The 20,473-nt window shown below is 69.3% G+C and carries 18 protein-coding genes; 7 read left to right on the forward strand and 11 right to left on the reverse strand.

Annotated features, from left to right (window positions below):
• Positions 1-47: 47 nt before the first annotated feature.
• The 8 genes from DEU34_RS15885 to DEU34_RS15920 all read right to left on the reverse strand — a co-directional run bounded on the left by DEU34_RS15885 (position 48) and on the right by DEU34_RS15920 (position 9,767).
• Positions 48-533 (reverse strand): DUF1990 family protein, encoded by a 486-nt coding sequence (locus tag DEU34_RS15885; RefSeq protein WP_121151983.1) that lies wholly within the window; start codon positions 531-533, stop codon positions 48-50.
• Positions 534-655: 122 nt separating this feature from the next.
• Entirely contained in the window at positions 656-1,678 is a 1,023-nt protein-coding gene (locus DEU34_RS15890; RefSeq protein WP_121151985.1) for a LacI family DNA-binding transcriptional regulator, read from the reverse strand.
• 17 nt (positions 1,679-1,695) lie between these two features.
• Positions 1,696-3,030 carry a glycoside hydrolase family 13 protein gene (locus DEU34_RS15895; protein WP_121151987.1) on the reverse strand — a complete coding sequence of 445 codons (1,335 nt, stop codon included), beginning with the start codon at positions 3,028-3,030 and terminating at the stop codon, positions 1,696-1,698.
• Positions 3,031-3,036: 6 nt separating this feature from the next.
• Positions 3,037-3,858 carry a carbohydrate ABC transporter permease gene (locus tag DEU34_RS15900; protein WP_121151989.1) on the reverse strand — a complete coding sequence of 274 codons (822 nt, stop codon included), beginning with the start codon at positions 3,856-3,858 and terminating at the stop codon, positions 3,037-3,039.
• On the reverse strand, positions 3,855-4,799 hold the full coding sequence (locus DEU34_RS15905) for a carbohydrate ABC transporter permease (RefSeq protein WP_121151991.1): 945 nt from the start codon (positions 4,797-4,799) through the stop codon (positions 3,855-3,857). The genes DEU34_RS15900 and DEU34_RS15905 overlap by 4 nt, the downstream gene beginning before the upstream one ends.
• A gap of 10 nt (positions 4,800-4,809) precedes the next feature.
• Positions 4,810-6,075, reverse strand: coding sequence for an ABC transporter substrate-binding protein (locus DEU34_RS15910; RefSeq protein ID WP_121151993.1), 1,266 nt, complete (start codon positions 6,073-6,075; stop codon positions 4,810-4,812).
• Positions 6,076-6,128: 53 nt separating this feature from the next.
• A complete protein-coding gene (locus tag DEU34_RS15915) occupies positions 6,129-7,838 on the reverse strand; it encodes a glycoside hydrolase family 13 protein (protein ID WP_121151995.1) in 1,710 nt (569 codons plus the stop codon).
• A 57-nt stretch (positions 7,839-7,895) separates the two neighbouring features.
• Positions 7,896-9,767, reverse strand: coding sequence for an alpha-amylase family glycosyl hydrolase (locus DEU34_RS15920; protein ID WP_183042528.1), 1,872 nt, complete (start codon positions 9,765-9,767; stop codon positions 7,896-7,898).
• Between the two features lie 503 nt (positions 9,768-10,270).
• Here DEU34_RS15920 and DEU34_RS15925 point away from each other — a divergent pair.
• Positions 10,271-11,920: a RecQ family ATP-dependent DNA helicase gene (locus tag DEU34_RS15925; RefSeq protein ID WP_259460209.1), complete on the forward strand. Its 1,650-nt coding sequence runs from the start codon at positions 10,271-10,273 to the stop codon at positions 11,918-11,920.
• A gap of 27 nt (positions 11,921-11,947) precedes the next feature.
• Here the strand turns inward: DEU34_RS15925 and DEU34_RS15930 are convergent, their stop codons facing one another.
• Positions 11,948-13,108, reverse strand: a complete 1,161-nt coding sequence (locus tag DEU34_RS15930) for a DUF4232 domain-containing protein (protein WP_121151999.1) — start codon at positions 13,106-13,108, stop codon at positions 11,948-11,950.
• A gap of 66 nt (positions 13,109-13,174) precedes the next feature.
• Positions 13,175-13,777 (reverse strand): hypothetical protein, encoded by a 603-nt coding sequence (locus tag DEU34_RS15935; RefSeq protein ID WP_121152001.1) that lies wholly within the window; start codon positions 13,775-13,777, stop codon positions 13,175-13,177.
• Between the two features lie 112 nt (positions 13,778-13,889).
• Here DEU34_RS15935 and DEU34_RS15940 point away from each other — a divergent pair, with 112 nt between their 5' ends.
• The 6 genes from DEU34_RS15940 (at position 13,890) to DEU34_RS15965 (ending at position 20,009) form a co-directional block, all read left to right on the forward strand.
• Positions 13,890-15,254: a serine hydrolase gene (locus tag DEU34_RS15940; RefSeq protein ID WP_259460210.1), complete on the forward strand. Its 1,365-nt coding sequence runs from the start codon at positions 13,890-13,892 to the stop codon at positions 15,252-15,254.
• Positions 15,255-15,361: 107 nt separating this feature from the next.
• Entirely contained in the window at positions 15,362-16,297 is a 936-nt protein-coding gene (locus DEU34_RS15945) for an iron-siderophore ABC transporter substrate-binding protein (protein ID WP_121152005.1), read from the forward strand.
• Positions 16,294-17,337, forward strand: coding sequence for an iron ABC transporter permease (locus DEU34_RS15950; protein ID WP_259460211.1), 1,044 nt, complete (start codon positions 16,294-16,296; stop codon positions 17,335-17,337). The genes DEU34_RS15945 and DEU34_RS15950 overlap by 4 nt, the downstream gene beginning before the upstream one ends.
• Positions 17,334-18,383 carry an iron chelate uptake ABC transporter family permease subunit gene (locus tag DEU34_RS15955; RefSeq protein WP_121152009.1) on the forward strand — a complete coding sequence of 350 codons (1,050 nt, stop codon included), beginning with the start codon at positions 17,334-17,336 and terminating at the stop codon, positions 18,381-18,383. Before DEU34_RS15950 ends, DEU34_RS15955 begins: the two co-directional genes overlap by 4 nt.
• Positions 18,376-19,191: an ABC transporter ATP-binding protein gene (locus DEU34_RS15960; protein ID WP_121152011.1), complete on the forward strand. Its 816-nt coding sequence runs from the start codon at positions 18,376-18,378 to the stop codon at positions 19,189-19,191. Before DEU34_RS15955 ends, DEU34_RS15960 begins: the two co-directional genes overlap by 8 nt.
• Positions 19,188-20,009 (forward strand): siderophore-interacting protein, encoded by an 822-nt coding sequence (locus DEU34_RS15965; protein ID WP_121152013.1) that lies wholly within the window; start codon positions 19,188-19,190, stop codon positions 20,007-20,009. Before DEU34_RS15960 ends, DEU34_RS15965 begins: the two co-directional genes overlap by 4 nt.
• An 18-nt stretch (positions 20,010-20,027) precedes the next feature.
• On the opposite strand, the gene DEU34_RS15970 is transcribed toward DEU34_RS15965, so the two are convergent.
• Entirely contained in the window at positions 20,028-20,399 is a 372-nt protein-coding gene (locus DEU34_RS15970; RefSeq protein WP_183042529.1) for an SdpI family protein, read from the reverse strand.
• Between the last annotated feature and the right edge of the window lie 74 nt (positions 20,400-20,473).

Genomic DNA, 20,473 nt, shown 5'->3' on the forward strand with positions numbered 1-20,473 from the left:
GTGGTTCCACGGTGCTCTCCGGCGAACGCGGCGAGATCGACGAGGGTTCACAGTGCGGCCAGGTAGCGACGCGTCATCCGCGACTGTACGAGGCGCGCGAGCGGGCCGCCCAGGAGGGCGAACCAGCGGCCGGGTGCCGAGAACGCGGTGATCGTGAAGGTCACCTCACCGGACGGCGCGAGATGCAGCGCGAACCGCTCCTCTCCGCGCTCGGGGTGACCGGGCAGGGTGCCGTAGGCGTAGCCGGCCGAGGTCGCGCTCCGTTCCGCCCACACGACGAGGCACGGAATGCGGAACGAGAGCGGCCCGACGCTCACGAGCATGCGCACGCGCGTGCCCTCGCGGAGCGGCACGTCGGAGAGCCGGATGCGGGCACCGGCCCGTCGCTGCACGAGACCGGCGAACAGGTCGTCGGAGGCGCGATCGAAGACCTCTCGTCCGTGGCCGATGACACGCGTCAGCCGGACGTGGTGGTACCCCGCGGGCAGTTCGCCCGCGGTGGCGCCGACCTCGGCATAGGTGACGGTGGTCATCCCGCCACCCTAGGCGCGCATCCGCCTCGAGCGACGTCGGTGAGATCGGGCGGAATCGGTGCGCATGATCGCTGACACGCACCGACCTCGCCCGATTCCACCGACGACACGAAGGGCGGCCGCTACGCTGCCCGAGCCGTGGAGGCGCGCACGAGCAGCGAGGTGGGCAGCCGTTGGTGGCGGATCTCGGCGGGCTCGTCGGTCGCGATCGCCTCGACGAGGTACTCCGCCGCGAGGCGGCCCTTGGTCGCGATGGGTTGCCGCACGGTCGTGAGACTCGGCGCCGTCCAACTCGCTTCGGCGAGGTCGTCAAACCCGGTCACCGAGAGCGCGCCGGGCACGTCGACCCCGGCGGAGCGAGCGGCGTCGAGCACGCCGAAGGCGATGATGTCGCTGAACGCGACGATCGCCGTCGGCGGGTCTGCCTCCGACCAGAGCCGCCGGAACGCCTCCGTTCCGCCCGCGCGGGTGCACGCCACCTCGAGCACCGTGATGCCCGGGTCGTGGGTCGAGAGGCCCACCTCGCCGAGGCTCCGGCGCACGCCGTCCATACGCCGGCGCACGGGCCCGCGCCACGCTCCGTACCCGCCCTCGACGCCCGTCTCGAAGGCGACGAAGGCGATCCTGCGGTGGCCGAGGCCGAGGAGGTAGTCGACGACTTCGGCAGTGCCCTGCCCGTCGTCGATCTCGACGCTCGGAACGTCGTCGTGCCACTCGCTGTCGACGAGCACGAACGGGATGCGGCGGTGCCTGAGCGCCGTGACCTCCCCTCGGTCGTACTCCAACCCCGAGACGATGAAGCCGTCCACGGCGGCGTACGGGATCGCTCGCAGCATCGAGCCCCGGAGTGGCGGAGCGAGCAGGAGGGTGAAGCCCTCACGGTGACACGTCTGGCCGATGCCCTGCAGGAACTGCGTGTAGTACGGGTTCTGCAGCACGTTGTCCAACTGCTGCGGCAGGAGGAGCGCGAGGCTGTCGGTGCGCCGTGTGCGCAGCATCCGTGCCGCCGGATCCTGCGCGTACCCGAGTTCGTTCGCCGCCGCGCGGATGTTCCGCAGCGTGGAGTCGGAGAGCTTGCGTGGATCGTTGAACGCCAGCGAGACCGCCGATTTCGACACTCCGGCGAGGTCGGCGACCTCCTGCATGGTCACCCGCCGGCCTGTCACGCAGAACCTCCGAGCGACGCCGTGTCGCGCCGACCGAGCACGATGACGTCCTCTTCGAGCCCAGCGAGCTCGGGCACCGCCGCCACGTCGACGGTCGTCCCCTCGCCGCGATGCACGATCACCGCGGCCCGTTCGTGCTCGCCCGCCCGCACGATCGCGATCGTGTCGGCGTCGAGGGCGACGGCGGTCTGGCGCCCCCGCCGCATCGCGGGATGCTGCGCGCGGAACGCTGCGAAGGTGCGGATGCCGTCGAGGAGCCGTGTGTTCCACGTCTCCTCGTCCCACGGCATCGTGCCCCGGCACCCGGGGTCGTTGTCGCCGGTGAGTCCGACCTCGTCGCCGTAGTAGACCATCGGGGCTCCCTCCAGGGAGAACAGCAGGGCATACGAGAGCAGCGCCGCCTCGATGTCATCCCCGTGCCGGGTGAGCACCCGTTCGGTGTCGTGACTTCCAAGCAGGTTGAGCATGCCCCGATGGAAACCCGCGGGAATCTCGGCCTGCAGCGCGTTCAGGCCGGCGGCGAGCGCGTAGGCGTCGGTGTCGCGGTCGGCGGTGAAGCCCAGAATGAGGTCGCGGGCGGTGTAGTTCATGGTGCCGTCGGCGGTATCTCCCTGCAGCCATTCGACGGGTGAGCGCCACTCTTCGGCGACGATGTAGAGGTCGTCGCTCTTGTCCTTCACCGCGGTGCGGAACTCGCGCCAGAACGCGTGGTTGATGAAGTACGGCACGTCGAGGCGCCACCCGTCGATGCCCTGGTCGATCCAGTACCGCGCGACGTCGAGGTGGTGGTGGCGTACGTCGGGGTTGTACGCGTTCCACTTCGGCAGGTAGTAGCAGCCCGAACAGGTGCGGTAATTCGGCGTCGGGTGCGCGGTGACGGGAAACCCCTCGACCGAGAACCAGTTCACATAGGCCGAGTCGGCCTCGTTCTCGACGACGTCTTCGAAGGCCCAATGGCCGTTGCCGCAGTGGTTGAGCACGGCGTCGAGCACGACGCGGATGCCTCGCGCATGACATTCCGCGATCAGTGCGCGGAAGGTCTCGAGCGTGCCGAGCCGGTGATCGATCGAGAAGTAGTCGGTGGCGTCGTAGCGGTGGTTCGTGTCGGCCTCGAAGATCGGTGTCAGGTAGAGCGCGTTCGCCCCCAGCGCGACGATGTGGTCGAGGTGGTCGATGATGCCCTGCAGGTCGCCGCCGAAGAAATTGTCGGGCGTCGGCGTCGAGCCCCACGGCACCACGTCGTCAGGGTCGAGCGAGGGGTCGGCGTTTGCGAAGCGCTCGGGGAAGATCTGGTAGAAGACGGCATCGGCGAGCCAGTCGGGAACGGTCACGGAATATCAGTCCTTCAGTCCGGAGGTGGTGATGCCGCGCACGAGGGCGCGTTGGAAGAAGAGGAAGACGAGGATGCTGGGGATCGTCGCCGTCAGAGTGCCCGCCATCAGGTAGTTCCAGCTCGTGCCGTACCGGCCGACGAACGACGACAAACCGATCTGGATCGTGCGCACCTCGTCGGTGTTCGTCACCAGCAGCGGCCAGAGGAAGTCGTTCCATGCGAAGAGGAAGCTGAAGATCGCGAGCGTCGCGAACGCGGGGCGCGAGAGCGGCACGATGATGCGCAGGAAGGTGCCGACGCGGCTGCAGCCGTCGATGCGCGCCGCGTCTTCGAGCTCCTGCGGGATCGATACGAAGAACTGACGCAGGAGGATGATGCCGAACACATCGGCCATGCGCGGGACGATCAGGGCCGCGTAGGTGTCGATCCAGCCGAGGTCGGCGACGATCGTGTACGCCGGGATGATCGTCACGAAGGTCGGCACCATCAGCGCGGCGAGCAGCACGACGAAGATCGCGTTGCGGAACGGGAAGGTCAACCGCGCGAAGGCGTAGGCGGCCATGGCGTCGAAGACGAGGTGGCTCGAGACGATCCCGACCGCCATCACGACGCTGTTCAGGTAGTACTGGCCGAAGGGTGCGGCCTCCCACGCGGTCAGGTAGTTCTCCCAGTTCCACGACGTGGGGATGACCGACGTGTTCGTGTAGGTCTCCGCACGGCTCAGCAGCGATGTCGTGAACATCCAGAGGAACGGCACGACGACGAGCGCCGCACCGGCGATCAGGAGGGCGTGGCGCCCGAGGCGGAGGGCCAGCGGTCGTCTCATCGGTCGCTCCGTCCCGAGCCGCTGGCCCGCCACTGCACGAGGGTCACACCGAGCACGAGCAGGAGCGTCACGAATGCGATGGCCGTCCCGTATCCGAAATCGCCCAGGCGGAAAGCCGTGCGGTACATGAACATTCCGAGCACATCGGTGCCGCCCCGCGGTCCGCCCTCGGTGAGGACATAGACGAGATCGAACGCCTGGAAGCTCGTGATGAGCGCCTGCACGACGACGAAGAACGTCATCGGGGCGAGGAGGGGGATCGTCATGTGACGCAGGCGCCGCCACGCGTTCGCCCCGTCGAGCTGCGCCGCCTCGTAGACGGCCGGAGGCAGTGCCTGCAGCGCCGTGAGGTAGAGCACGGCGTTGAAGCCGACGTTCTTCCACACGGTCAGCGCGGTCAGCGCACCGAGCGCGAGCCACCGTTCCTGCAGCCAGTCGGGGCCCGCGATGCCGACCTGTGCGAGCAGGGCGTTCACGAAACCGGCGGGGTCGAGCATGTACTTCCACACGATCGCCGCGGCGACCGACGAGGTGACCGCGGGAAGGAAGTAGATGCTGCGATAGAAGCCGCGCCCTCGCATCGGAGCGTCGAGCAGCAGTGCGACGGCGAGCCCCGTGGCGACCGACAGCAGACACACGCCGGTCGCGTAGACCACGGTGACGAGCAGGCTGTTCCAGAACGCGGGGTCTTGCACGAGCCGCACGTAGTTGTCGAGTCCGATGAACTCCTTGACGGGGTCGAAGCCGTTCCACGAGGTGAGGCTCGTATAGCCGGCGCTGATGATGGGGTAGACGACGAACACCCCGAGGATCACGAGCGCCGGAACGAGGAACAGCAGCGCGGTGACGATCTGCTCGCGATCACCTCTGCGGCGCCGTGCGGGGGCGGACCCGCCCGACGCGAACTGCGCCGGGCGGATCCGGGTGGGTACCGATGTCACGATCGTCCGCTCAACCGTTCTTCAAGACGGCGTTGACCGCCCGCTCGGCGGCGTCGAGCGCGTCGTCGACGGACGCTTCGCCGGCGAGCGCTTTCTCGATCTCCTGTGCGAACGCGAGCGACACCGTCGGATAGAGCGGGGTGTTCGGGCGGGCGTGGGCATTCGCCATCTGCTCGACGTAGGGCCGGAGACGGGGTTCGGTCGACTCCACCCACTCGAGGTACTCCGAGCCCGTCGCGACGGAGTCGAGCACCGGCAGCATCCCGGTCTTCTTGCTCCACTCGGTCACCTGGTCGGCCTCGAGGAACCACGAGAGGAATTCGGCGGCGGCGTCAGCCTCGGCATCGGAGTTCTCGAACACCATGGCCTGCTCGCCGCCGAGGTTCGTGGCCGGTTCGCCGTCGCTCGGGTAGGGAACCTGCGCGGTGCCGAACTCGAACGGCGGGTCGGCCGCCCAGATGCCGACCATCCACGAGCCCTCCTGAGCGGAACCGCCCTGCCCCTTCTCGAACTCGCCCCACTTCGCATACGGACTCACACCCGAATCGATGAGGTCGACCCAGTACTGCAGGGCTTTCGCGCCCTCGGGCGTGTTGAAGGCCGCGGCGGAGTTGTCGGGGGTGAGGAACTCGCCGCCCGTCTGCCAGAGGTTGACCTGGAAGTTCCAGGTCAGGCCCTCGCCGCTGTCCCCGGCCTGCGTATACAGGTCGTAGCCGGGCTTGCCGGTCTGGTCGAGGATCGCCTGGCCGGCCTTCTTCAGCTCGTCCCACGTCGTCGGGGGATTCTCGGGGTCGAGCCCGGCCTCTGCGAAGAGGGTCTTGTTGTACATGTAGCCGAGGTTGTTCGCCGAGACCGGCACCGAGACCTGCTTGCCGTCGATCGTGCCGAACGAGGTCAGCGCGTCGTTGACGTCGGAGAGGGTGTCGTCGGGGATGCGGCCCTTCAGATCGGCCAGCGTGCCGATCTCGGCGATCTGGGGCACCCACACGAGATCGCCGATGGCGATGTCGGGCAGGGTGTCGGACGTCGCGGAGGCTCGCAGCTTCGTGAGGAAGTCGGAGTTCGGCACGTTCGACGCGCTGATCTTCACCTCGGACTGCGAGGCGTTGTAGGTGTCGACCATCGCGTCGAACGCGTCGGCGTTGGTGCCGTCCCAGTAATGCCAGACGGCCACCTCGACGGGTTCGTCGCCGGGTGCGCCGTTCGCGGCGCATCCCGAGAGGATGAGCGCGCCGACGGCTCCGATGACGACGGCGGCGGTGGACCTGCGTTTCATGGGTTTCTCCTTGCTGTTCGGGTTCGAAGATAAGAACGGGAATGTATACATGCTCAGGCTGCGCCGACGCGGTGCAGTGTCGACCACACGGTCGCTTCCGGTGGCACCGTCGCCGAGTCCGCCAGCGGCTGAGAGGCGAGGAGCGGCGCGATGGCGCCCCAGGCCGACGGCGGGGTGAAGGGTGCGGCGCCGAAGTTCGTGACGACGACGACATTCCCGCGACGGAAGGCGAGCACCTCGTCGTCTGCGGTCGCGAGCCAGACGAGCGGCTCTGATCCGCTCAGGTGGGCGCGGCGCGTGGCGAGGAGATCGCGGTGCAGCGAGAGCATCGAGTCGGGATCTGCGGCCTGTGTCGACCGCGCGAAGGCGCCGAACCAGGCGGGCTGGGGGAGCCAGGTCGCGTCGGCCTCTGCGTCGCTGAATCCGAAGGTGACGCCCTCCCGCGTCCAGGGAAGGGGGATGCGGCATCCATCGCGCCCGAGCTCGGTGCCGTTCGAGCGGGTCCAGATGGGGTCTTGGCGCGCAGCATCCGGCAGGTCGAGAACCTCGGGGAGCCCGAGTTCTTCACCCTGATAGAGGTACATCGAGCCGGGCAGAGCCAGGGCGAGGGCGGCTGCCGCCCGGGCGCGGCGAAGACCGCGATCGAGGTCGGCCGGGCCCCGGCGTCGCGCCGCGGCGATCATGTCGGTCGGCAGGGCCTCGTCGAGTGGCTGCTCCTGGCCGTAGCGGGTGACCGCGCGGTGCACGTCGTGGTTGGCCAGGGTCCAGGCCGGCCACCCGCGCCCGACGGTGAGCCCGGTGTCGATGGCCTTTCGGAAGCGGTCGGCCTGCCACGGCTGCACGAGCAGATCGAACGAGAACGCATTGTGGAGCTCGTCGGGTCGGAGATAGTCGGCCAGGCGTTCGGGGGAGGGCACCCAGATCTCGCCGACGAAGTACTTCTCCGGCTCATAGCAGCGGCCGAGCGCTCTCCACGAGCGGTAGAGGTCGTGCACCTCCGGCTGATCCCACATGCCGTGGTTGTGGCCGGCGTCGGGCCCGCGACCACCCGGATGGTCGGGCAGGGCCGCATCTTTGAAGTGGCCGTGGGCGACGTCGATGCGGAAGCCGTCGACCCCTCGCTCGAACCAGAATCGCAGCACCTTCTCGAAGTGCTCGGCCACCGCGGGGTGCCGCCAGTCGAAGTCGGGCTGGCTCGCATCGAAGGAGTGCAGATACCACTGCCCGGGGCGTCCGTCGCGCTCGGTGACGCGGGTCCAGGCGAGACCGCCGAACACGCTGTCCCAGTTGTTCGGTGGCAGCTCGCCGTCGGGGCCGAGGCCGTCGCGGAAGATGAAGCGCGCCCGCTCGTCGCTGCCGGGCTCGGCGGCCAACGCCGCCTGGAACCAGGCGTGATCGGACGAGCAGTGGTTCGCGACCATGTCCATGAGCACGCGCAGCCCGAGCTCGTGCGCTCGTCGAACCACCGCGTCGAACTCCTCGAGGGTGCCGTACGCCGGGTCGATCATCAGGTAGTCGGCGATGTCGTACCCGTGGTCGCGCTGCGGCGAGGCGTAGCAGGGGTTCAGCCAGATGGCGTCGCAGCCGAGTGCCGCGATCGCGTCGAGACCCTGGCTCAGGCCGCCGAGGTCGCCGATCCCGTCGCCGTTCGCGTCGCGGAACGACCGCAGGTAGACCTGGTAGACGACCGCGTCACGCCAGGAGAAGCCGCGCCCGGCCGTGTCGAGGGGGGAGGGGCGTTCGATGGTGTGGCTCACAAGCATCCTTTCGATGGGGCCCCGGGCGGCGTCCGACAGGCCGGCGCCGCCCGGGGGTGGGGGTCAGAAGGTGGGATAGATGTCGATCACATCGCCGCCCGTCCCGGTGAAGTTCCCGCCGGTCGACCACGTGACGTCATCGATCAGAGGCTTGAACTGGAAGGTCTCACCGTCGGGGATGCGCTCGACCTCGAACTCCCAGACATCGGACGCGACGTTGCGAGCGCCCCGGCCGGAGGTCCAGGTGAACGGGTACTCGTCGCCACGGATCGCGATGCTGTGTCCGAGGCCCACGTCGTAGTGCACGCGGATCTTCGTGGTGTTGCGCGCCTCGGGGCTGTAGGCCGACACCGGGGTTCCGGGTGCGTACACCTTGCTCTCGTGCTCGCCAAGAGCGACGGTGATCTGCTTTCCCGTGACCCCGCCGGCGGTCACGGTCACCGTGTCGCTCGTGTTCATGAGGTTCGTCAGCGTCGTCCCGACCGTGATCGAGCTCTCGGCGCGCAGCGGCACGGTGCGCGTCTGCGTCGCCCACGAGTTCGACGAGAGGGTGATGGCCTCGGCGCCCGTGCTGTCGACGCGCCGCGAGAACCCGTAGACGGAGGTGTCGGACCACATCTCGCGCTGCGTTCCGACCTGCAGAGCCGGGTAGGCGGCCTTGATCGCGGTCAACCGCTGGATGTGCGTGTAGAGGTTCGAGTTCTGGTCGAAGCTCTCCATGTCTTTGCGGTTGTCTTTGTTCGCGATCGGCACCTCGTAGGGGTTGCCGTTGCCGTCGTCGGCCTGCTCGGTGCCGTAGTAGATCACGGGCACGCCCCGGGAGGTCAGCAGGAACGTCAGCCCCGACCGCAGCCGCTGGTAGTTGTCATCGGCCCACGTCAGGAATCGCGCCCGATCGTGGTTGTCGAGGAACGTCTCCAGCCGGTTCGGGTTCGCGTACTTGATGTCCTGGTCGAAGAGGTCGCCGAGCTTGTTCATGTCGGTATCTGCCGCGAACGCCTCGCGCACGGTGAAGAAGTAGGGGAAGTCGAGCACCCCCCACTCGTAGTCCTGGTACTCCGAGACGTAGTCGACGTCGCCGACGAAGACCTCTCCGAAGGTGGGAACCCCCATCTCGGCCTCGAAGTCGGCGAGCCACGGCTTCGGCACCGAGCGCGCAGCGTCGACCCGGATGCCGTCGAAGCCCATGTCGACCCAGTCCTTATAGGTGCTCATCAGGTGCGCCGAGACGAACGGGTTCGACTGATCGAGGTCATCGAGCCCGCCGAGGTCGCAGTTCTCGATCTGGGTCTGCGTCTCGAGACCGTTGAAGAGGCAGTCGCCGGCGTGATGGAAGTACGACGCGTCGTCGAGCGGGCTCGCCGGCTTGTAGGTGCTCGGCGAATAGGTCGTCGATGTGCCCGCGAGGTAGTCGGCCGTATGGTTCGGAACGACGTCGAGGATCATCTTCAGCCCGAGGCCGTGCGCGGTGTCGATGAGCTCCTGCAACTCGGCGCGGTCGCCGAAATGCTCGTTCGGCGTCGCGAAGTCGCGCGTGAAGTAACCGTGGTAGCTGGCCTCCTGTCCATCACGCGAGAGCGGCTGCTGCTCGGAGACGGGCGAGAGCCACACCGCCGTCACGCCCAGGTCGGCGATGTAGTCGAGCCTGTCGGTCAGACCGGCCCAGTCGCCGCCGTGGTAGAAGCCGAGGTCGGACGGGTCGTACTCGCCGTCGCCCTGGTCGTTGTTGCTGGGGTCGCCGTCTTCGAACCGGTCGACGAGCACCTGGTAGATGACGTCGCCTTCGGCCAGCGGGCCGGGCGACGTGGTGGGGTCGGCGCTCGCGGGGGCGGGGCCGGCGCCCCAGGTGAGCGCGCCGGCCGCCAGTGCGACGGCTGCTCCCATCGCGAGACCCCTACGCGCGGAGACGCGAGCGGTGTGAACTGTCGTTCTCATGACTCTCTCCTGACTTCCTTGTCGGATGCGCATCGGTCCGTGAGGTGCACGGTTTACTGGATCGATGCAACATGTATAAATGCGTTTTGTCAAGTACTGACACCGGCCGTGCCCGTGAAAGTGATTCGACTCCCGTACTTAACGCACATCAAGCCCGTCTCCGGCGCGATGTCCCCTGCCGGGAGGTGGTCATGGGCTGCCAGGCCAGCGAGGACGCGCGTGGACGATGTATACCTGCTCGGGGTGCGAGGAAAAGCGAACGCGAAAGTTCGTCCGAATGCATGAGATCGCGCCGACGCTGGGGGACTCGCGGTCCGCAGGATCCCCCGAGCGCGCAGGCACGCGCGCCGAGCGACGTCGGTGAAATCGGGCGGGTCCGGTGCACTTTCCTCCGCAGACTCACCGAACTCGACCGATTCCACCGGTGTCGCGATCGTCCGAGCGCCCGGGATGGCGCTGTCAAGCGGTACGGATCGCAGGATCGGGATTGTTAGCGTCCGATCGTGAGCTCCTCCCGTCCTTCCACAGCATCCATCGATCGCGTCGCCCGCGAGGTCTTCGGCTGGGAGACGCTCCTCCCGGGTCAGCGTGAAGCGATCGAGGCGTCGGTCGCGGGGCGCGACACTCTCGTCGTGCTCGCCACCGGCGGCGGCAAGTCGGCCGTGTACCAGATCGCCGGAGCGCAGCGCGGTGGTGTCGTCGTCGTGGTGTCGCCGCTCGTCGCCCTTCAGGCCGACCAGCTCGCGTCGATCCACGCCGCTCCCGCCGCTCCGGCCGCGGTCGCGATCAACGCCTCCCTGGGGGAGGCTGCTCAGGCGCGCGCCTGGGAGCGCGTGGACCAGGGCGGCCCGCTGTACGTGCTGCTCGCTCCCGAGCAGCTGGCGAAGGACGAGAACGTCGCCCGGCTCGCCGCCGCCGGGGTCTCGCTGCTCGTCGTCGACGAGGCGCACTGCGTCTCGTCGTGGGGTCATGACTTCCGGCCCGATTATCTGCGCCTGGCCGACGTGCGTCACGAGCTCGGCGATCCGCCGGTGCTCGCGATGACGGCGACCGCCTCCGGGCCCGTGCGCGAGGAGATCGTCGAGCGCCTGGGGATGGTCGATCCCGAGGTGCAGGTGCACGGTGTCGACCGCCCGGAGATCCGGCTCGTCGTTCACCGCCACGAGAGCGAGGGCGACAAGCGCGCCGCCGTCGTGGCGGAGGCGCGCACCTGGACCGCGCCCGGTCTCGTCTACGTCGCCACCCGCAAGGAGACCGAGCTGTACGCCGCCGAGATCGCGGCTGAAGGGCGCAGGGTAGCCGCGTATCACGCGGGACTGCGCGCTCCCGAGCGTCGAACGGTGCAGGACCGCTGGCGGGAGGGGCAGCTCGACGTCGTCGTCGCGACCTCGGCGTTCGGGATGGGGATCGACCGCGCAGACGTGCGTTTCGTGCTCCACGCCACCACGACCGAGTCGCTCGACGCCTACTACCAGGAGGTCGGACGAGCCGGCCGCGACGGCGAGCCGGCCACCGGTGCGCTGCATTACCGCGCCGAAGATCTCGGTCTGCGACGCTTCTTCGCCAAGCGCTCCGTCGACAAGCCCGCGCTGCGCGCGATCTGGGCCGCGGTCGTGGCGGGTCCGGGGAGCAAGGTCTCCGAGCTCGCGAAGGCGGTGGATGTGCCGTCGCGCACCGTATCGCGCCTCATCAACGATCTCGTCGATGCCGGCCTGGTCGACACGGCGTCGGGGGTCAGGGCAACGACAGACCGCCGCATCGATGCGGTGGTGCGAGCGGTGAAGTCGACGCTCGCGTCGAGAGAACGCGTCGCCGAATCGCGGCTGTCGATGATGCGCGCCTACGCCGAGACCTCGCACTGCCGCCGTCGGGTTCTGCTCGACTACTTCGGTGTCGAGGGCCCGCAGTGGTGCGGAAACTGCGACGGGTGCGAACGGCACGAGGCTCTTCACGGCGAGGCCGTCGCGGAAGCGGTCGACGCTCCGCTCGCGGTCGACGAGATCGTGCAGCACCGCGAGTGGGGCGAGGGGACGGTCATGAGCGTCGAAGCCGACCGGGCGACCGTGTTCTTCGAGTCCGAGGGCTACAAGGTGGTGTCGTACACGGCGCTCGACTCCGGCGTGCTGAAGGAACGCGAGCCCGCGTCGGTCTGACGGCCGGGACTCACCCGCTCGTGAGCGTCAGCCGTCGCTGTATCGGGAGTCGCCGAGCGCGTCGAGTTCCCACGCGGTGACCTCGACGGTCGAGCCGGCGGTGATGTCGAGCGACACCGCCGATCCGTTCCTCTGGTCGCCGGCGACCTGGGCGACGAGCACGGAGGAGGCGACGAGCGCGCCCGCCGTGGAATTGGCGTTCCACCCGATCAAGGCGATGGCGTATCCGCCCGCCGGCACCTCGACCGGCTGGGCGCCGGCATCCGTCGCCATGAACGAGCTGCCACGCTCGACTCTGACGTCGAGCGCGTGACCGTTCTGATCTGCGAAGGCGACGTCGGGATAACCCTCGACAAAGCAGGGCGCGTCAGAGAAGTTCATGAGTCGGATGCTGAGACCCCGGTGCCCGGTTGCGGCGTCGTCGCCCCCGACGAAAGCCGTCGCCTGTTCGGGCGTGCACCACAGCGGATCGCGAGGCACCGAGGTCGGCGCGACGAGCTGCGCGGGCGTTCCGACGGCTTCCGGGTCGGGGACCGCTCCGAAGCCCGTGTACTGCTCGGCCGCGGCCTGTGTCTCGGCGTCGGCGCGGGCCTGCGCTTCGGCCACCGCGGTGCGGTCGGCGGTGCGACCCGCCGTCCCCGCGACCACGAACGCGACCAGCACGGCTGCGGCGACGGCCCACGTCCACCGCGCATGCCTGCGCCGCGGCCCGTCGACGGATTCGCGCGCTCCGCGTGAGGCGATGAGCGCGGGTATCCATCCCTGGACAAGACCCCAATACGCGCCCACGACGGCGTAGTCGATGCTCGCGGTCGTGAGCCCGCGCGCACCGAAGCTCTGCACGACATCGAGCACTCCCACGCCGTCGATGAAGAGGCCGACCACCGCGCCGGCGGCGACCGTTGCGAACCACGCAGCGGCGAAACCCGGCGCCCTGCGGCGGGCGACCCATCCCATGACGACGAACACCACGGCGGCGACGCTCGCGCCGGCGAGCGCGAGCGCGAGAAACGACCACGGGGCCGGCCACGCCCAGAACAGGGAGTTGGTCGGCGACGGTACGAGCAGTCGGAGAGCTTGAGTGGCGTGCGGGATCGACGCGACGACGGTGTGGATCAGTCCGCTCGCCAGCCACAGTATTCCCGCGGCGGCGGCGGCGAACAGCATCCTTCTCGTCTGCGACCCCATAGCGACGACCTTATGAGACGGTGCGCTCAGGAATCCGACGTGCCGCCGTCTCCGTCGTGGTGCACCTCACGGCCAGAATGGTACGGATCGCTCAGCGAGTTCACGGAACGACGAGACGTCGAGGTACGTGCGGGTCTCGGGAACACCCAGCGCCGGCCATTGGAGAACGAGCTCGAGCGACCCCGAGGGTGGGAGCGGCCAGAGCCAGAGCGCATCGTTCGACGAGTACGAGTGCCCGTCTCCGCCGCCGCCTCCGCCGCTTCGCACGAGCGATGAACCCTTCGGCGGCGACATGGGGTCGCCCGCGAAGCCGAAGGGGCGATCGGAGAGCACCTGTTCGCCGCTGCTCAGCACGACCCCGTATCGCAGCCGCTCGGCCGATGACGCACCGTGACCGGCCCAGTGCTCCATGAACACGGTGGTCATGCGCTGCCACTCATCGAGCGGCAGGTCATTGCGACGGAGCCTTCGCTCGAGGCGGATCTCGATGCCGTCGGAGTAGACGTCGACGCCGACGAGCGCGATCGCCAGGTGCTCGGTGGTCGCGAGGATCTCGCCCGCGGGGTAGAGAACCGGGAGGCGGTCGGTCGGGGCCGTCCACCAGGGAGATCGCACCGCCGGGGCATCGTCGAACTCGGGCAGCTCGGGGTCGGGCGGGAAGAAGGACATGCCACCACCCGAGCACACCGCGCGGGTCGACGCAACGATCCGGACCCTGGACGCGCCGGAATTCCGTCGCGCGGGGGAGGCGCCCGACGCGGATTCCGCCGAGGCTCGAAGGGTGAAGATCTCGCCACAGACCCTCCGCCCGCTCCGATCCCTGTCCGTCGCTCTTCTCGCTGCCGCCGCCCTCGTGATCACGGCCTGCGCCTCGCCCGCCGAACCGGCATCGGAGGAGCCGTCCGAGCGAGTGGCCATTCCCTCGAATCCCGTCGGCACGCAGGCCGCGTGGGTGCTGACCGAGATCAACGGTGCGCCGAGCGAGCAGGCCGAGTTCGAGGGTCGATTCGATCCGATCATGTTCGAGCAGATGGCCGTCTCGGATCTGCAGCAGGTCTTCGAGCAGTTGCGAGCGGCGGCCCCGTGGACGCCCGTCGCGTACGAGGGCACCGAGACGCAGGCGCGCGTCACGATCGAGTCGCCGCAGGTCACCTACGACATGTCGGTGTCGGTCGGCGATGACGGCAGCATGAACGGCCTGTTCTTCGGCGAACCGCAGGCCCCGCGCACCCCCGCCGGCAGCTGGGACGAGCTCGAGTCGCAGATCTCGGACGCGCCGTACGAGGTCTCGCTGCAGGTGACCGAGGCCGGCACCGGTGAACCCGTGAGGCTCATGGGGGAGTCGTCGCTCTCGCCGATCGGGTCGGTGTTCAAGCTCTGGGTTCTCGGTGCGGTCGTCGCCGCGGTCGATGCGGGCACCCTCGCCTGGGACGACCCGCTGACCATCGACGCCGAGGTGCGGAGCCTCCCGAGCGGCGAGCTGCAGAACCTCCCCGACGGCTCGACCGTCACCGTGCTCGACGCGGCGCAGAAGATGATCGCGATCAGCGACAACACCGGCACCGACGCCCTCATCCGTGCGGTCGGGCGCGATGCTGTCGAAGCCGCCCTCGTCGACATGGGCCACGCGACGCCGGGGGTCAACACGCCGTTCCTCACGACCCGCGAGATGTTCTGGATGCTGTTCGACGACGCGGCTCTGCGGGAGCGGTGGGCGTCGGGCGACCCCGCTGCCCGTGACGCGGTGCTGGCCGAGATCCCGGCCGGCGTGCCGTCGCTCGCGAACGCCGCCGAGGTTCAGCCCGGCTGGCCGGAGGGCGTCGACTGGTTCGCGACGCACGACGACATCGCCCGCGCGCACGTCGCCCTGCAGCAGAAGGCGCAGACTGCGGCGGGTGAGCCGCTGCGCGAACTGCTCTCGGCGAATCCTGGCATCGCTTTCGGCGATGAGTGGACCCACGTCGCGTTCAAGGGCGGCAGCTCGATCGGCGTCCTCGCCGGATCGTGGTACCTCGAGCGCGACGGTGTCGAGCCGGTCGTGCTGACGGTGCTCGCCCGCGCCGACGATGCGCAGACGCTGACGACCAATCAGACCGCGGTGTTCGGATTCATCGAGGATGCTGCGGCACTGATCGCAGCGGAGTGACGGGTTACGGGCAGCGGCGGCAGCATCGGCCGGTTTTGTAAGGGTGACCTAAGTAAGGCTACGGTAAGTCGGGTAGTTCTCGCCCGGACATCGAAAGGCTGCTCGCCATGCCCTCCCGCCTTCACGCCCGTTTCGTCGCACTCGCAGCTACGACCGCTTGCGCCGCCCTCCTGCTCGCGGGGTGCTCTGCTCCGTCGCCCTCGACGGAGGCCGCGAACACCGACACCGCGACCACGCGCGAGGTGCAGCACGCCCGCGGCACCACGGAGGTTCCGCTCGAGCCGCAGCGCGTGGTGACCCTCGAGCCGCTCGAGCTCGATACTGCCGCCGCCGTCGGTGTCGTGCCGGTCGGCGCGGCCGTCGCGAGCAACGTCGTGGGTGTGCCGGCCTACCTCGGGCTTGACGGAGTGGAGGCGGTGGGCAGCGTGCCCGAGCCCGATCTGCAGGCCATCGCGGCACTGAAGCCCGACCTCATCCTCGGCACCGAGGCCCGCCACTCGGCCCTGTACGAGCAGCTGTCGTCCATCGCGCCGACCGTGTTCATCGCGACCCAGGCCGACCCGTGGCGCGACAACGCCGCGCTCATCGGCGAGGCTCTCGGGCGCGATGGCGAGACGGCTGCGCTGCTGGAGAAGGTCGATGCCCGCTGCGGCGAGCTCGCCGACACCTACGGCGTCGACGGCCAGACCGTGCAGCTCATCCGCCCTCGCGACGAGACGACCCTGAGCCTGTACGGCCCGGTGTCGTTCGCGGGCAGCCTGCTCGAGTGCGTCGGCTTCACCATCCCCGACCACGACTGGGCCGACGGTCTGCAGGCCGACATCTCTCCCGAGAACATCCTCTCGGCTCAGGCCGATCACGTGTTCGTGACGACCGCAGATACCTCAGACGACTCGACAGTCCCCGCGGCCATCGTGCAGAACGCGGATGCTTTCCCCTCGGTCACCCTCGTCGACACCAGCTACTGGGTGTCGGGCGTGGGCCCCCTCGGCGCGCAGAAGGTGCTCGACGACATCGAACAGTTCCTCGAAGAGCGCTCTTGACGACCCTCGCCGGGGTCGAGTCCCCACCGGCTCGGCCCCCGGTGCGCCGCTCGCGGCGGGTTGCCGCCCTCTCGGTCGTCGTGGCGGCGCTCACCGTCGCCGTCGCGTTATCGCTCATGATCGGGGCGAACCCGTTGTCGCCGCAGGTGGTCTGGACGACGCTGCGCGGTGAGGGCACCACCGAGACGACGTACATCGTGATCGGCCTGCGCATCCCGCGCACCGTCGCCGGTCTCGTCGCCGGTGCCTCGCTGGGCGTCGCCGGCGCGCTCACGCAGGCGTTCACCCGCAACCCGCTGGCAGACCCGGGCATCCTCGGCGTGAACGCCGGTGCGGCGCTCGCGGTGGCGCTCGGGGTGGCCCTGCTCGGACTCCGCGACATCTCCACCCTGGTCTGGCTCGCCCTTCTCGGAGCGTTCGTCGTCACGATCGCGGTGTACCTCATCGGTTCGTCGGGCCGGGGCGCGGCCGATCCGCTGCGGCTCACCCTCGCCGGCGTCGCCCTCGGAGCCGTGTTCTCGGGCATCACGACCGGCATGACGCTCAGCAACCCCGATGCGTTCGACTCGATGCGCAGCTGGAACGCCGGGTCGCTGCTCGGCCGCGGCTTCGACGTCATCGTGCCTGTGCTGCCGTTCATCGCGGTCGGTCTCGCCCTCGCGTTCCTCGTCGGCCCGGCGATGAACGCGCTCGCGCTCGGCGACGACGTCGCACGGGCGCAGGGTGCAGACGTCCGCCGCATCCGCGTCGCCGTCATCGTGTCGACCACGCTGCTCGCGGGAGCGGCGACCGCCCTCGTCGGCCCGATCGCGTTCGTGGGGCTCATGATCCCGCACGTCGTGCGGTGGATCTTCGGCGTCGACCAGCGCACCATCATCGCCCTGTCGGTGCTGCTGGCCCCCGTGCTCGTGCTGCTCTCCGACGTGCTCGGTCGAGTGATCATCGCCCCCGCCGAAGTGCCGGTCGGCATCGTGACCGCGTTCGTCGGCGCGCCCGTGCTGATCGTGCTCGCGCGGCGCAGGAGAGCGAGCACGCTATGACTCTCGTCGCGCCGGCCGCGCCGCGGCGCGTGCTGCTTCGTCTCGGGCCGCTCGCGGTTCCGTTGCGCGTGCGCAGCATCCTCGTCGCCTCCGTCGTCGTGGCGGTCATCCTCGTTCTCGGCGTCGTCTCGCTCGGCGTCGGAACCTACGTGGTCGCTCCCGACGCTGTCGTGCGTGCCCTCCTCGGCACCGGAGAGGCGATGGACCGCGTCGTCATCGTCGAGTGGCGCCTGCCGCGCACCCTTGCCGCAATCGCCCTCGGCGCGCTCCTCGCCGTCGCAGGTGCGCTGTTCCAGACCGTCACCCGCAATCCTCTGGCGAGTCCCGACATCCTCGGACTGTCCAACGGCGCGTTCACCGGCATGCTCGTCGCCCTAGCGCTGGTCTCGTCGAGCTGGCAGGCGCTGACGGTCGGAGCCCTGGTCGGCGGTGTCGCGACGGCGTTCGTGATCTGGATGCTGTCGTATCGCGGCGGCATCCAGGGCTTCCGTCTCATCGTGATCGGTATCGGTATCGCCGCGATGCTGGCGTCGTTCAACACGTGGATGCTGCTGCAGATCGAGCTGGAGACCGCGATGTTCGCCTCGGCGTGGGGCACGGGCTCGCTCAACGCGGTCACCGCGGGATCGCTGGGCGGAGCGCTGCTGTGCGCGGCCCCCTTCGTCGTGGTCGCGGCGTTGCTCGGGCCGGGCCTACGACAGCTCGATCTGGGCGACGACGTGGCCGCAGCATCGGGTGCGCGTCCGAACCTCGTGCGCGGCGTCGCCCTCGTCGTGGGGGTGGCGCTTGTCGCGGCCGCCACGAGCGTCGCCGGCCCCGTCGCCTTCGTGTCGCTCGCCGCTCCCCAGGTCGCGCGGCTCGTCGCCCGCACGCCTCACCTTTCGCTCGGGCTGTCGGCCGTGTTCGGGGCCCTGATCCTGCTGGCGTCCGACCTGGTCGCGCAGCACCTGTTGCCCGTCGTTCTTCCCGTGGGGGTCGTCACCGTGTCGGTCGGCGGCGCCTACCTCGTGCTGATGATCATTCTGGAGATCCGCCGTCGTGCCTGAACACACCTCCGCCCGCCTCCTCGCCGAGGGGGTCACGCTCTCGTACGACCGTGTCGAGGTCGTCAGCGATCTCACCGTGTCGATCCCGCCGGGGTCGTTCACCGTGATCGTCGGTCCGAACGCGTGCGGCAAGTCGACGCTCCTTCGGGGAATCTCGCGGCTGCTCTCACCGACCGGCGGACGGATCGTTCTCGACGGCGCGGCCATCTCGTCGTACCCGGCGAAGGAGGTCGCGCGCCGGCTCGGACTGCTTCCCCAGAGCGCGATCGCCCCCGACGGCATCACCGTCGCCGATCTGGTGGGCAGGGGCCGCTACCCGCACCAGAACCTGCTGCGCCAGTGGTCGGATGCTGACGCGAAAGCCGTCGACGACGCAATGGCCGCCACGGGCACCACCGACCTGAGGGATCGTCCCGTCGACGCACTCTCCGGGGGGCAGCGTCAGCGTGTCTGGGTGGCGATGGCCCTCGCGCAGGAGACCGAGCTGTTGCTGCTCGACGAGCCGACGACCTACCTCGACATCGCGCACCAGGTCGAGCTCATGGAGCTCTTCGCCGAGCTGAACGAGCGTGGGCGCACGATCGTCGCCGTGCTGCACGACCTCAACCACGCCGCGAGATACGCCAGCCACATCGTCGCGATGCGCGGCGGACGCATCGTCGCCGAGGGGGCGCCGCGCGACGTCATCACTACCGAGCGGGTGGAGGAGGTGTTCGGGCTCGCGAACGTGGTGATCGAGGATCCGGTGACCGGGGGTCCGCTCGTCGTGCCGTTGCGGGGCACATCGAGTGCGGCGGCCCGCGCATGAACCGGCCCTGGGCGTACAGCGCCTTCCGCGTGCAGGTGCGTGCGCGCGCGCTGCTGAGCCCGCGCTTTCTCCGCCTCACGCTGGCCGGCGACGAACTGCGCCACTTCGCGCCATGGGGAGTCGACCAGCGCATCAAGGTCGTGCTGCCCTTCGCCGATGGAACGATCGCGGAGTTCGGACTGCTCGATGACCCGACGCCGCATCCGTCGCACTGGTACAGCCGGTGGCGGGCCCTGCCCGAGGACGAGCGCAACGTGCTGCGCACCTACACGCCCGCCGCGATCCGCCCCGAGGTCGGCGAGATCGACGTCGACTTCTTCCTGCACGAACCCGCCGGTCCCGCGTCGGTGTGGGCGGCGGCGGCGCAGCCGGGCGACCGCCTGGTCGTGAACGGGCCCGACATCCGCATGGGGCGCACCGGATACGGCATCCACTGGAACCCGGGCGACGCCAGACGGTTCCTGCTCGTGGCCGACGAGACCGCCTACCCGGCGGTGCGCAACATCGTCGGCACGCTCGGGCCCGAAGCCGACATCGATGTGGTTCTCGAAGCGTCCGACCTCGACGACGAGATTGTCAGCCGCGAGCTGCCCGCTCACGTGCGCGTGCGCGTGGTGCTGCGCGACGTCGGCGTGGCCGCGGCCGTGCGCGAGTGGGGGGCGACGTTCGATGGCGGCTCGGACTTCTACGCCTGGCTGGCGGGGGAGTCGGGCTCGACGGCGAGCGTGCGGCGCTATCTCACCGACGAGCTTGCGATCCCGAAGGAGCAGGTATCGTTCCTCGGTTACTGGAAACTGGGCGGCCCGATCGTCGGGTGAGAGGAGTGGGCGCGGGCGTCAGTCAGCTGAGCGGCTCGAGATTTCCAACGCGGCGCGGCTGCCGACCTTCGAGCCGTAAAGCAGGAATCCGAGCATCAGCACACAACCCGCGATCACGGCGGTGGCGCGGACAGGGGCTGACACCGGCAGAAGGGCGACGAAACCGCTCGCGATCGATGCCCATCCGCCGAGCATCGTGGGCCGTTTCGCGCGGCTGTGCGCCGCCTGCCACGCCTCGTCGCTCGCCATGGTGCTGGGGATGCGGATGCCCGCCAATGCGTTGCGCTTCAGCCGGCCCGAGGCGGTGGCGCGGGCCATCCACATCAGGAGGACGCCCGAGCCGACCATGACGACGAGCAGGACGATTCTCACGGCAAGGTCGTTATCCACCGTGACGACGTTAGCCGACCTTGGACTCGCGCCTCTCGGCTGCGTCATTACGCCTTAGCCAGGGACGGCACAGT

This window comes from Microbacterium sp. AG1240, from assembly GCF_003635115.1.
Lineage (GTDB): Bacteria > Actinomycetota > Actinomycetes > Actinomycetales > Microbacteriaceae > Microbacterium.

What these genes read in the sequence shown, in the direction of transcription:
- DEU34_RS15885 (WP_121151983.1), bottom strand. Translation starts at nt 533, where the DNA reads ATGACCACCGTCACCTATGCCGAGGTCGGCGCCACCGCGGGCGAACTG.
- DEU34_RS15890 (WP_121151985.1), bottom strand. Translation starts at nt 1,678, where the DNA reads ATGCAGGAGGTCGCCGACCTCGCCGGAGTGTCGAAATCGGCGGTCTCG.
- DEU34_RS15900 (WP_121151989.1), bottom strand. Translation starts at nt 3,858, where the DNA reads ATGAGACGACCGCTGGCCCTCCGCCTCGGGCGCCACGCCCTCCTGATC.
- DEU34_RS15910 (WP_121151993.1), bottom strand. Translation starts at nt 6,075, where the DNA reads ATGAAACGCAGGTCCACCGCCGCCGTCGTCATCGGAGCCGTCGGCGCG.
- DEU34_RS15915 (WP_121151995.1), bottom strand. Translation starts at nt 7,838, where the DNA reads ATGCTTGTGAGCCACACCATCGAACGCCCCTCCCCCCTCGACACGGCC.
- DEU34_RS15920 (WP_183042528.1), bottom strand. Translation starts at nt 9,767, where the DNA reads ATGAGAACGACAGTTCACACCGCTCGCGTCTCCGCGCGTAGGGGTCTC.
- DEU34_RS15930 (WP_121151999.1), bottom strand. Translation starts at nt 13,108, where the DNA reads ATGGGGTCGCAGACGAGAAGGATGCTGTTCGCCGCCGCCGCCGCGGGA.
- DEU34_RS15935 (WP_121152001.1), bottom strand. Translation starts at nt 13,777, where the DNA reads ATGTCCTTCTTCCCGCCCGACCCCGAGCTGCCCGAGTTCGACGATGCC.
- DEU34_RS15945 (WP_121152005.1), top strand. Translation starts at nt 15,362, where the DNA reads ATGCCCTCCCGCCTTCACGCCCGTTTCGTCGCACTCGCAGCTACGACC.
- DEU34_RS15955 (WP_121152009.1), top strand. Translation starts at nt 17,334, where the DNA reads ATGACTCTCGTCGCGCCGGCCGCGCCGCGGCGCGTGCTGCTTCGTCTC.
- DEU34_RS15965 (WP_121152013.1), top strand. Translation starts at nt 19,188, where the DNA reads ATGAACCGGCCCTGGGCGTACAGCGCCTTCCGCGTGCAGGTGCGTGCG.